12 protein-coding genes are annotated in these 11140 nt (G+C 54.6%); 7 read left to right on the top strand and 5 right to left on the bottom strand.

Annotated features, from left to right (window positions below; genetic code table 11):
- Positions 1-19: 19 nt before the first annotated feature.
- Positions 20-853 (bottom strand): CbbQ/NirQ/NorQ/GpvN family protein, encoded by an 834-nt coding sequence (locus B2U47_RS09170; RefSeq protein ID WP_296679599.1) that lies wholly within the window; start codon positions 851-853, stop codon positions 20-22.
- 156 nt (positions 854-1009) lie between these two features.
- On the opposite strand from B2U47_RS09170, the gene B2U47_RS09165 reads away from it, so the two are divergent.
- The 4 genes from B2U47_RS09165 to B2U47_RS09150 are packed head-to-tail and all read left to right on the top strand — an operon-like array spanning position 1010 to position 4541.
- On the top strand, positions 1010-1498 hold the full coding sequence (locus tag B2U47_RS09165) for a hypothetical protein (RefSeq protein ID WP_296679601.1): 489 nt from the start codon (positions 1010-1012) through the stop codon (positions 1496-1498).
- A gap of 3 nt (positions 1499-1501) precedes the next feature.
- Positions 1502-2980: an OmpA family protein gene (locus tag B2U47_RS09160; RefSeq protein WP_296679602.1), complete on the top strand. Its 1479-nt coding sequence runs from the start codon at positions 1502-1504 to the stop codon at positions 2978-2980.
- A gap of 9 nt (positions 2981-2989) precedes the next feature.
- A complete protein-coding gene (locus B2U47_RS09155) occupies positions 2990-3484 on the top strand; it encodes a Rab family GTPase (RefSeq protein ID WP_296679605.1) in 495 nt (164 codons plus the stop codon).
- Between the two features lies 1 nt (position 3485).
- The gene (locus B2U47_RS09150; RefSeq protein WP_296679606.1) at positions 3486-4541 is read left to right on the top strand and encodes an HD-GYP domain-containing protein; all 1056 of its coding nucleotides are present in this window, start codon (positions 3486-3488) and stop codon (positions 4539-4541) included.
- A gap of 66 nt (positions 4542-4607) precedes the next feature.
- Here B2U47_RS09150 and B2U47_RS09145 read toward each other — a convergent pair whose 3' ends face one another.
- Positions 4608-5144, bottom strand: a complete 537-nt coding sequence (locus B2U47_RS09145; RefSeq protein WP_296679608.1) for an rRNA large subunit pseudouridine synthase E — start codon at positions 5142-5144, stop codon at positions 4608-4610.
- 46 nt (positions 5145-5190) lie between these two features.
- Positions 5191-5766: a hypothetical protein gene (locus B2U47_RS09140; RefSeq protein WP_296679610.1), complete on the bottom strand. Its 576-nt coding sequence runs from the start codon at positions 5764-5766 to the stop codon at positions 5191-5193.
- Between the two features lie 211 nt (positions 5767-5977).
- Here B2U47_RS09140 and B2U47_RS09135 point away from each other — a divergent pair, with 211 nt between their 5' ends.
- The 3 genes from B2U47_RS09135 to B2U47_RS09125 are packed head-to-tail and all read left to right on the top strand — an operon-like array spanning position 5978 to position 8788.
- A complete protein-coding gene (locus B2U47_RS09135) occupies positions 5978-6223 on the top strand; it encodes a FeoA family protein (protein WP_296679612.1) in 246 nt (81 codons plus the stop codon).
- A gap of 3 nt (positions 6224-6226) precedes the next feature.
- A complete protein-coding gene (gene feoB / locus B2U47_RS09130) occupies positions 6227-8530 on the top strand; it encodes a Fe(2+) transporter permease subunit FeoB (protein ID WP_296679614.1) in 2304 nt (767 codons plus the stop codon).
- Between the two features lie 3 nt (positions 8531-8533).
- A complete protein-coding gene (locus B2U47_RS09125; protein WP_296679616.1) occupies positions 8534-8788 on the top strand; it encodes a FeoC-like transcriptional regulator in 255 nt (84 codons plus the stop codon).
- Here B2U47_RS09125 and B2U47_RS09120 read toward each other — a convergent pair.
- Positions 8778-10412, bottom strand: a complete 1635-nt coding sequence (locus tag B2U47_RS09120; RefSeq protein WP_296679618.1) for a N,N-dimethylformamidase beta subunit family domain-containing protein — start codon at positions 10410-10412, stop codon at positions 8778-8780. The genes B2U47_RS09125 and B2U47_RS09120 overlap by 11 nt on opposite strands.
- A gap of 190 nt (positions 10413-10602) precedes the next feature.
- A partial coding sequence (locus tag B2U47_RS09115) for a hypothetical protein (RefSeq protein WP_296688331.1) occupies positions 10603-11140 on the bottom strand: 538 nt, incomplete at its 5' end.

Here is an 11140-nt window from a genome sequence, read left to right as displayed (position 1 = left end):
CTAGGGGGTGAGGGGTTCTTCAAAACAGCGCACCGATCAGTTCATTGATGGCAGCAATCATGTCGCTGTCGTCGGTCAGCGCCAGCGCGATTGCCCCTTGGCAAGCGGCACGCGGTTCCACCCCCTTGTTGATCAGCTTGCCTGCGTGTACCAGCAAGCGGGTGGATGCGCCCTCTTCCAGCCCGTTGCCTTTAAGGTTACGGGTCATTTCCGCCAGCTTCAGCAACTTGTCAGTGATGGCGGCATCCAGCCCGGTTTCGTGGATGATGATCTGCCGTTCCAGCGCCGGTTTTGGGTAATCGAATTCGATGGCAACGAAACGCTGGCGGGTGGATTGCTTAAGTTCCTTCAACACGCTCTGGTAGCCGGGGTTGTAGGAAATCGCCAGGCAGAAACTGGCAGGCGCTTCCAGCAATTGCCCCAGCTTTTCGATCGGCATGATGCGGCGGTCGTCAGCGAGGGGGTGGATCACCACCATCGTATCCTTGCGGGCTTCGACGATTTCATCCAGGTAACAGATACCACCGGTACGCACCGCACGGGTCAAGGGACCATCAACCCACACGGTTTCGCCGCCCTTCACCAGATAGCGCCCGACCAGATCGGAAGTGGTCAGGTCATCGTGGCAGGAAACCGTCACCATCGGGCGGCGTAGCTTCCACGCCATGTACTCCATGAAACGGGTTTTGCCGCAGCCGGTCGGGCCTTTCAGCAGCAAGGGCAAATGGCTGGTGTAAGCGGCTTCAAACAGGGTGATTTCATCCCCAACCGGCACGTAATACGGCTCTGTTCCGATGAGGTAGGTAGAAGGGTCGTGGACAAGGGCGTGGTTGGTCGGGGCAGTGGTTTCCACTACAGGCTCCTGTGGCTAATCATGAGTGCAGTTGATCATAACAGCTACAAGAGTTGTACGGGTATTACCTGCGCCATATGTCAGGAAAACTGGCACAACAGCCCCACAAATGTTAGCTTACAAGCCGTTAACCACCCCAATAACACAATAATAAACATGGCTATGACAGACACAGACATCGAACTTGCCCCACCACCTGCGCAAGACAAAAACCTCGACATGGTGCGCAATATCCTGTTTGGCGAACAGTCCCGCGAAAGCGAGCGCCGCGTTGCCAATCTGGAACGCTTCGTCAAGGTCTGGACTAATTCCGTGCGGGATGAAATGCGTAAAAACCACGACGCACTCAACCACGAATTGCACATGATCCACGACCTGCTGGCGGAAGAATCCCGCGCCCGCATCAGTGATGCCAGCATTGCCCGCAAGCAGTACGAACAGGCAGGCAAAAGTATTGACGGCCTGTTCCGCCAGATTCAACACACCCAGGATGCATTCGCCCAGCGCATGGAAGAGCAGCGCGAACAAATCCTTGAGGAAGTAAAAAAGGCTGCCGAACAATTGCGTCAGGACAAAATCGACCGCAAGGCGCTGGCAACACTGCTGGACAACGTATCCCGCCAGCTTGCCATCGACCCGGTGTAAACCATGACCACGGGTACGCCCGATCTGGATCAATTACGCCGCCTGCTGTTTGGCAAGGAATATGACGAGCTGCTGGCACTGAAAGCGCAGTTTGCCAGCTCGGAAAAATACACTGCCAGCGTGGCTCGTATCATTGCCGAAGCCATTAACCTGCGTGCCGGACAGGATAGTGCCCTGTCCGTTGCCCTCGCGCCGATGGTGGAACAGAGCGTTACCCAGTCAATCCAGCGCCAGCCGCAACGCTTTGCCGAGGTGCTGTACCCGGTGATGGGGCCTGCCATCCGCAAATCCATCCAGCAAGCCCTGAATGAAGCACTGGCAAACCTCAATTACCTGCTGGAAAGCAGCTTTTCCCCGCAAGCCTGGCGCTGGCGTTTCGATGCCTGGCGCAGCGGGCAAAGCTATGCACAAGTGGCACTGTTGCGCACGCTGGTGTATCAGGTGGAACAGGCATTCCTGATCCACCGTGAAACCGGCCTGCTGTTGCGGCATGTACTTGCAGAAAACGCCATCAGCAAAGCCCCGGACATCGTATCCGGCATGTTGACCGCCATTCAGGATTTCATCAAGGATTCCTTCGCCATCAACGGCGAAGACACCCTCGACACCCTGCGACTGGGGGAACTGACCGTACTGGTCGAATACGGCCCGCACGCCATCAGCGCCCTGGTAGTACGCGGCACGGTTCCGGGCGAGCTGTCCGGCTTGCTGAGTAGCACCTCCGAAACCATCCACCGCCAGTACGCACACCAGTTTCAGGCTTTCAACGGTGATGCCGCCATTTTTGCCGGGGCAGAAACCCTGCTGTCTGACTGCCTGAAAGCCCAGCGACAACACCGGCAGCCACGTTCCCCCTGGCTGGCTTACGCCCTGCTGACCACCATCGTGGCGGCTTTCGGCTGGTGGGCATACCAGCACTACCAGCAACAAGCCGGACAACTCGCACAGGAAGCGGCTAGCAAACAACAGCAACACGCCACCCTGCACGACTTGCAGGCTCAATTGCGCCAGCAACAGACTGACAGTACTGCCATCCAGACCTCCCTGCAAAACCTGCTGGAACAGCAACGCCAGCAAGCCGCCAGTACTGCCGAGGCGGCTGCCAGCAATAGCCGGACTATCCAGCAACTGACCCGACAGATTGAAACTGCCACCTACCCGTTTGAGCTGGCAAAAGCTGAGATTGACCTCAACCACCCCGTATTACAACAAATCAGTCAAGATATTAACGCCTTGCAACAGGCGGCTCGCCGTAACCAGCAAAGCCTGCAAGTCATGCTGACCGGTAATACCGACGACAGCGGCACGGAAACGCTCAATGCCCGCCTTGCCAAAGACCGTGCCAGCAACATGCGCGATGCACTGGTCAGGAGCGGTGTACCCGCCGCCCTGCTGGTCGCTTACGATGCCAATCAACCGGGTCTGCCTGCGACCGCCCACAAAAGTGAACGCGGTGTCAGCTACCGGGTGACACTTTATTAGGAGCTAACCATGATCCAGAAAAAAATCTGTCTGCTCGGCGCATTCTCGGTTGGCAAAACCAGTCTGATCCGGCGCTATGTCGACAGCCTGTTTACCGACAAGTACCTGACCACGGTTGGCGTCAAGATAGACAAGAAAACCCTACAAGTCGACGGGCAAGACATCACCCTGATGATCTGGGACATTGCCGGGGAAGATGACCTAACCAACATCCGCACCGCTTACCTGCGCGGCATGTCCGGCTACATTCTGGTGGTGGATGGCACACGCCCGCACACCTGCGACACCGCGCTTTCCATTCACCGCATGGTACGCGAAACCGTCGGCGACTTACCCGCCCTGTTCGCCCTCAACAAGGCTGACCTGAAAACGCAATGGCAACTTGATGCCAACCAGCTCAAACAGTTGCAGCAAAGCGGCTGTCCCTTGCTGGAAACCAGTGCCAAACAGGATGCCGGGGTGGAAGACATGTTCCACCAACTGGTCAGACACATGGGGGTGTAAGATGGACTCATTATTCGCCAGCATTTACCACACCCTCAACATCGCCGTATTCCTGCGCCGGGACGAACAATGTTTTGCCCTGCAAGCACAGATGCCGGAATGGCTGATGTTTTTCCTCGGCACATCCATTGCCCCGCAAACCTGCGACCTGACCGACGTTTTCCCCTACCTCACCTGCTTCATGGACGATGCCGAACAACACTGGCAAGCCAAACGTTCCGCGCCGCTCACTTCCGGCGTATGGGTGGAAACCAATGAACTCGGGCAGGAACTCGCCCTCGAAGCCACCGCTTTGTGGGCTGACGGGCAGGCCATTCTGCTGCTTCAGGATCTGGGGGAAAAATACCGACAGGAAGTCAGCCGCCTGCAACAAGTGCGTGACGGTCTGCTCACTCAGGAAAAGCTCGAAAACGAAGTGCAGAAACGCACCCTCAAGCTCAAGCAACGCGAAGAAGAAATCGCCATCAAGCTGGTCAGCCTTACCAGTTACCGCGACGAAGAAACCGGGGCGCACGTGCGCCGCATCGGGCTGTATGCGGCTGCCATGGCCAAGGCGCTGGGCTGGCCTGTCTGCCAGATTGACGACATCCGCATGGCAGCACCCATGCATGACCTCGGCAAGATCGGCATTCCCGACAAAATTCTGCTGAAAAAGGGCAAGCTGACCGAGGTGGAATTTTCCATCATGAAACGCCACACCGAAATCGGCGCCAAGATGCTGCAAGATTCCAACATCCCCGCGCTCGACATGGCAGCAGAGATTGCCTTGTGCCACCACGAAAAATGGGATGGCAGCGGCTACCCACGTGAACTGCACGGTGAAGAAATCCCGCTGGCTGCCCGCATCACCACCATCGTCGACATTTACGACGCGCTGGTGCATGAGCGGGTCTACAAGAAAGCCATGTGTGAAAAGGAAGCAGTGGAACTGATGAGCAGCATGGCGGGGGCACACCTTGACCCGCAGTTGTTCCGGGTGTTCATGGAACTGCTGCCGGTAATGCGGCGCATCCGCACCGAAGTGCACGAAATCGACGACTTGATTGTCTCTTACTGAAACGGTTACAGAAGGCATCAAACAAACTTTGCCAATCTCAAGTTCAACCTGAAATCCGCCCTGTTCTCACGTATCGCGCCATGCCCCGCTGGTCAGCCCATCCAGTGTCCACGTACCAATCCGGTAACGGATCAGGCGTAAAGTGGGAAAACCGACCGCTGCCGTCATGCGCCGCACCTGCCGGTTGCGCCCTTCGCTAATGGTGATTTCCAGCCAGCTATCAGGAATGGATTTACGTACCCGGATCGGCGGGTTGCGTTCCCACAAACCCGGTGGGGTGTCGATAAGGCGAACGGTGGCGGGGCGGGTCATACCATCATTCAGCATCACCCCGTGGCGGAGTGGCTGCAAATCAGCCTCGGTGGGAACACCTTCCACCTGTACCCAATAGGTTTTGCTGGTCTTGTGGCGGGGGTCGGCAATCTTGTGCTGCAAGCGACCATCATCGGTCAGCAGCAGCAAGCCTTCGCTATCGCGGTCAAGCCGCCCCGCTGCATACACGCCGGGTACAGGAATGAAATCTGCTAGAGTTTGCCGCCCCTGCCCGTCAGTGAACTGGCAGAGGACATCATACGGCTTGTTAAACAGGATAATGCGGGACATGGTTACACGGGCTTGCTGAAAACCCGTGAATCATAACAGAAGCGCGTTACTCGCTGCCTTTGTGGTGCAAGGCCTGCATGACTTTTTTGTTGCTGATGTCGATGCTGATCTTGCCATCGCCCAGATCGCGCATGACGGTTTCATCGCCTTCACGCTGCCAAGTGACTTCTTTCGTACCCACTTCATCCGGCTTGCCAAACAGGCTGAGGATTTTCTTGCCGTGGGCATCGTACAGGGTTTCGTAACTACCGGAAGTCTGCAATTGCAGTTTCAGGCCACATAACTGGTTTTCCACGAATACGGCTTGCAATTCAGTGATCTTTTGATCCCACAATTTGCCAACCTGCCCGTTGACTGACACTGCCTGGCATTCTTCCATCTGGTAGGCTTTGCGCTGGTCGCCCAGCCCGGTTTTGCCCGGCTTGCATTGCAAGGGCTTGGTGAGCAGGGATTCGAGTTGCTTGCCTGCATCAGCGCGTTTGTCCCCCAGTTTCACAGCATCCAGCCCGTAACGGTCGAGTTGGGAATCATCCGGTGCTGCCAACATGTCTTGTTCCAGCCGGTCACAGCCAGCTACAGCAAACATCAACAGCGCGGCAAATACATGGTTCGTTGTTTTCACGGTAGCCCTCATACCTTTGGGTGGAAAAATACCCTCCCCCGAAATACAAGGGGGGAGGGATACGGAGGAGTCCACAACCTGATACCCGACCAGTCAAATCGTGGTATCAGGCTTTATGACATCCGGCATGATAAAATGTTCAGTAGCTATTGAAGATTAACATCATCTAATATAAATTTGAGAATCATTTTCAAATGCTGGTAGCCAAGCCATGAGCCTAGCCAACGCCCAACCCCTTTCCTGGCTGGCGGAACACACCTCCGCCCACATCCATTCCGTGCAAACGGACAACCCTACCCGCATCCGCCTGCTCGGCATGGGTATCGGCACAGGCACACGCATTGAAGTCTTGCGTAACCGGCGTGGCGATATTGTACTCGGTAATGGCAACAACCGGATCAGTCTGGGGCGCTCGATTACCGACAAAATCATGGTACACGTGCAAGAGCAGGAGTAAATCATGGCAAAAGAATGTTGCAATACGCAGGAAAAACGCTGCCCCAAGGCCATGCTTTACCGCAAGATTGCCCTGCTCGGCAACCCCAATGCAGGCAAGACCACCCTGTTCAACCTGCTGACCGGCGCACGCCAGCGCACCGGCAACTGGCCCGGTGTCACGGTCGAGCGCAAGGAAGGCCAGTGCCGCCTGCTCAACGAAGACCTACACGTGGTTGACCTGCCCGGCACGTATTCGCTGGATTTCAGCGACACTTCCGCCGATGAAGCGGTCGCCCGCAAGTTTGTCCAGCAACACCCCGACTACCTGTACATCAATATCGTCGATGCCAGCACCCTGGAACGTGGCCTGTACCTGACCCTGCAACTGCGGGAACTCAATGTGCCGATGATCGTGCTGCTCAATATGATGGATGTGGCAGAACGGCGCGGCATGAAAGTCGATGTGCAAGCCCTGCACGAACGCCTCGGCTGCCCGGTGATTCCGGTTTCGCTGCGCAATGACAAGGATCTTGCCCCCGTCCACCACGCCATTTGCCACTACCTCCCCAGTTGCTCCACCATCCATTTCGACATTCCTTACCACAACAGTGTGGAAGCTGCCATCCAGCACATCCAGTCGCAAGCCGACGGGATCGACCGTGACGATGCGCTGTTTGCCCTGCAAACCTGCAAGCTGGAAAAAAACATCCACGCACTGCACCGCCAGATTGAAAAAGACACCAACGAAGATCTGGATTTCCTGCTGGCAGATGCGCGTTTCGACCTTGCCACCCGCATTGCCCGTGATGCCGTGCATGAACGCGGCAAGATCAGCCGCACCCTGTCTGACCAGGTAGACCGCTGGGTACTGGGAAGCTGGACGGGTGTGCCGATTTTCCTCGCCATGATGTATTTGCTGTTCCTGTTCAGCATCAATCTGGGCGGGGCGTTCATCGACTTTTTCGACCTCGCGGTGCAAACCGTGGCAGTGGACGGTGTACGCCATCTGCTGGAAGGTTTCGCCCCGGAATGGCTGATTACCTTGCTGGCGGATGGCTTGGGCGGTGGTTTGCAGGTGGTGGCAACCTTCATCCCCATCATTGCTGCGTTGTACCTGTTCCTGACCCTGCTGGAAGAATCGGGCTACATGGCACGGGCTGCGTTCGTGATGGATCAGTTCATGCGCAAGCTGGGGGTTTCCGGCAAGGCATTCGTGCCGCTGATTGTCGGTTTCGGCTGCAACGTTCCGGCGATCATGGCTAGCCGCACACTGGATAGCCAGCGCGAACGCATCCTTACCGTGTTGATGGCGCCGTTCATGTCCTGCGGGGCGCGGCTGGCGGTGTATGCATTGTTTGCTGCGGCGTTTTTCCACAGTGGCGGGCAGAATATCGTGTTCCTGCTGTACCTGACCGGGATTGCGTTTGCCATCCTCACTGGCGTGATCATGCGCAAGACCCTGTTGCAGGGCGGTGCTGACCATTTCGTGATGGAAATGCCCACTTACCAGATGCCGGGCTTGCTCAATATCCTGATCAATACCTGGAACAAGCTGAAAGGCTTCATCCTCGGCGCAGGCAAATTGATCGTGATGGTGGTGATGGTCATCAATGTGATCAACAGCCTGGGTACGGATGGCAGTTTCGGCAACCAGAACACCGAAAAATCGGTGCTGAGCGCCACTGCCAAAACCGTAACCCCGGTATTTTCGCCCATGGGTATTGAGCAGAACAACTGGCCTGCCACTGTCGGTATTGTCAGCGGCTTGCTGGCGAAAGAAGTGGTGGTCGGCACACTGGATGCGCTGTATTCACAAATGGGCGCATCACCTGAACCAACAGCCGCAGAGGAACAACCGTTCAGCCTCAGTGCCGGTTTACAGGCAGCCTTTGCCACCATCCCCGCCAATCTCAGCGATGCGCTGGGTAATCTGGGCGACCCGTTGGGATTCGGCGCGATTGATGAGGAGCAGGCAGTCAGCAGCGCCACGTTCGCCGCCATGAACCAGTATTTTGATGGCAAGGCAGGCGCTTTTGCCTACCTGCTGTTCATCCTGATGTATTTCCCCTGTGTGGCGGCGACTGGTGCGATGTACCGCGAAGTCGGCTCCCGCTGGACAACCCTAGGGGTACTCTGGAACACCGGGCTGGCTTACGGTGCTGCCACCTTGTTCTACCAGTTGGCGACCTTTGGTCAGCATCCGGCAAGCTCATTGGCATGGAGTGCTGCAATACTGGTGGCATTTGCACTTGCCGTATACGCCTTTTATCTGGCAGGCAGCAAGGGTAAACAGCCGCCTTCCGGTCTGCAACTGAAAATGGGGTAAAACATGTTACTGGGTGAAATCCGCGACTACTTGCAGCAACACGGCACTGCCAGTGTCGATGCCGTAGCAACCCATTTCGACATTGCCCCGGACACTGCCCGATTTGCCCTTGACTATTGGCAACGCAAAGGCAAGGTACGGCAAATGGCAATAGCTTGCAGTTCCGGGGGCTGTGGAAAAAACTGTGGCAGCACCAAGGCTGCCACGATCTATGAATGGGTAAAACGGGACATTCCGCTACGCTGGCTTACGCGATAGCACCGTTACCCATTGACCTATGACGACGATAGACGACCAACCCGACTACCAACAAGCCATACCATATGACCCAGCCAGTCAGGCTACCACCGCCGCCGGAACCAGAAGTAGTACTGGTATTCCCCGTATTGCCCGTATTACCGGTGTTGCTATTCCCGATAGTTCGTACTTTCAGCTTGTTGATCACATTTAGGGTGATCTTGCTGACCTTGCTATCTGCCAAACCATGCGGCCAGCCGATGGTCGGCGCAACAAACACCGTACCGCCACCCAAAACCGGCTGGAAAATACCCATTGTACTCCAGCCATGCTCCTGATAATTACCAGGAACATAATCACCAATAAAGGAAGGGGCATTATAGGCATAAGCCGGAGCCAAACCGAGAATACGGAAATTGGTTGGAGTCCCATCCAGACCTGTCACAACCGGCTTGCCCGCGACCATATTGAACAGGGCTCCATCGGTTTCATAGCCAACGATGGCATTACCGAAATAAGCGCCATTGCTCAGTGAAGTACCCGCGAATGCCCAGTGAGAGGCATCTGTTACCTGATATTTACCATTGGTTGCATTAGCGCCAACCAGGTAGTATGTCTCGAAATTGTGATAGCCTGCATGGCGGAAACTGACACCTATGGACGTATTTTCTGGCTGATTCACGGGTTCTGAATACCACTTCACAGTGACCCTTGAATTATCTACACCGTATAACGGGTCTTTGGCTGCATTCTTGTAACAAATCATCTGGCTACCGTTCAAACGGATCTGCCACCACATGGTATTACCACTGAAAATGGCCGCATTCCCGCCTTCAGCTAGGTATTTATCCCATGCATCCCGCATTTCTTTTGTCCAATATTCATTATGATCAGGAATAAGCACAAGATTGTAATTGCCCAACAACCCCGGATTACGATGCAAATCGGTCATGGAAGCCGATTCGTAGGCAATGCTGTTTTGCTCCAGCCAGGTAATGAATTGATTATATTCAGTCCAAGTTCCCACACCTACAGGACGATCGAGCGAAACATTGGTAGCGGGCTGCCCGCCCGTTGAGTTGTACTCATAGAGAGACTTTCCACCAATAGGCGAATAGGCCAGCTTGGTAGTGTCGCCATTCAACACCAGAACTTTCGCCCTGCTGCCCGCCTGACCCTGACGGATAGTCAGGTATTCGGTATGTGTTCCGGCGCTATTGGAAAATGTCAATGAATACAAACCACTCTTCCAGTCAGATGGAATGCTGATATTGTAGGCATTACCCCAGTTCAGATTACCACCATTTACCGGTGTCACATGATTGGAAGCACCAGTAAAAGATTGGGATTTGGAAACAGAATCCGTCCCGACCCGACGAAGATCAACCTGAAAGGCTGAAGTCAAGCTGGAAACATGCACCTTCAGGCTTCCACCGGTATAGGCATTTCCTGCTTCTACATAACCGCAAATACTGTTGGAAACCTCCCCGTTTTTGAAATCACAGGAAACAGCATGAGCAAAAGATGGCGCAAACAGTAAACAAGCAAAAATCATTGCCGCCGCATGTTTTAAACGCCTGCCAATATCAAGACCAGATAGAGTATTTTTTATCATAAATAAATAATCTCTTAATAAAAAATCCATTTCATAAAAACCGCATACGACCAAACGAATCAGCCAGACAAAATCGCAAATCCATGTTATTTGGGGAAGGCCGCATTACAGACGTACAACGCAGTATCAACAGGAAAAACCGAAGAAAATCATTTTTCATAAGAAGCTGGGGGACATATTACCCCAGCTTCTTTACACTACCTGAGCAGCATCTTTCAGCTTATGGAGCTGCCGTACCGTTAACCATGCGGATGTAGCATGGATAGGTATCCGCTGTCCAACCGGGTTCCGTAGTAGGGTTAAATGTCTGATCTGCCACCAACCCACCTTTTGTCACCATGGAAACGCCCGCTGTTTGGCTGGCAGTACAGAAAGGAGCAAATGTAACCAAGGTGGCAGTTACATCCTTGAACACGGCAGAATCAAACACCAGATTGGTTGTAGCATCCTGCAACACTGCGCCAGTGGCAGCATCACTCAGGATAGTGCCTTGCAGTTCAGCAGCGCTAGGTAAACGCCAGCCACTCTTGCCACACAGTGAACCGAAACCGGACACGTAAGTAGACACCTTGCCACGTGCTCCAGAGACATCATCACCATACTGGTAAATATTTGTAGTCATTGGCATCTGCCAAGTCAGGCTACCTTTTTTCACACAAGCAGCTTCATTGATATTGGCAGCATTGGAACCATCAGCTTTCAACAGGGTATAGCCATTTACGACTGTTGGGGTGCCACCTGTACCACCTGTACCACCT

The organism is Thiothrix sp. UBA5583, assembly GCA_002425225.1.
GTDB lineage: Bacteria > Pseudomonadota > Gammaproteobacteria > Thiotrichales > Thiotrichaceae > Thiothrix > Thiothrix moscowensis.
Note: the sequence above shows the minus strand (reverse complement) of the source record. Positions and strands in the feature narration are given on the sequence as shown.

Bases quoted from the DNA above. Each gene is read 5' to 3' on its own strand.
- B2U47_RS09165 (WP_296679601.1), top strand. From the start codon at position 1,010: ATGGCTATGACAGACACAGACATCGAACTTGCCCCACCACCTGCGCAA.
- B2U47_RS09160 (WP_296679602.1), top strand. From the start codon at position 1,502: ATGACCACGGGTACGCCCGATCTGGATCAATTACGCCGCCTGCTGTTT.
- B2U47_RS09155 (WP_296679605.1), top strand. From the start codon at position 2,990: ATGATCCAGAAAAAAATCTGTCTGCTCGGCGCATTCTCGGTTGGCAAA.
- B2U47_RS09150 (WP_296679606.1), top strand. From the start codon at position 3,486: ATGGACTCATTATTCGCCAGCATTTACCACACCCTCAACATCGCCGTA.
- B2U47_RS09145 (WP_296679608.1), bottom strand. From the start codon at position 5,144: ATGTCCCGCATTATCCTGTTTAACAAGCCGTATGATGTCCTCTGCCAG.
- B2U47_RS09135 (WP_296679612.1), top strand. From the start codon at position 5,978: ATGAGCCTAGCCAACGCCCAACCCCTTTCCTGGCTGGCGGAACACACC.
- feoB (WP_296679614.1), top strand. From the start codon at position 6,227: ATGGCAAAAGAATGTTGCAATACGCAGGAAAAACGCTGCCCCAAGGCC.
- B2U47_RS09125 (WP_296679616.1), top strand. From the start codon at position 8,534: ATGTTACTGGGTGAAATCCGCGACTACTTGCAGCAACACGGCACTGCC.
- B2U47_RS09120 (WP_296679618.1), bottom strand. From the start codon at position 10,412: ATGGATTTTTTATTAAGAGATTATTTATTTATGATAAAAAATACTCTA.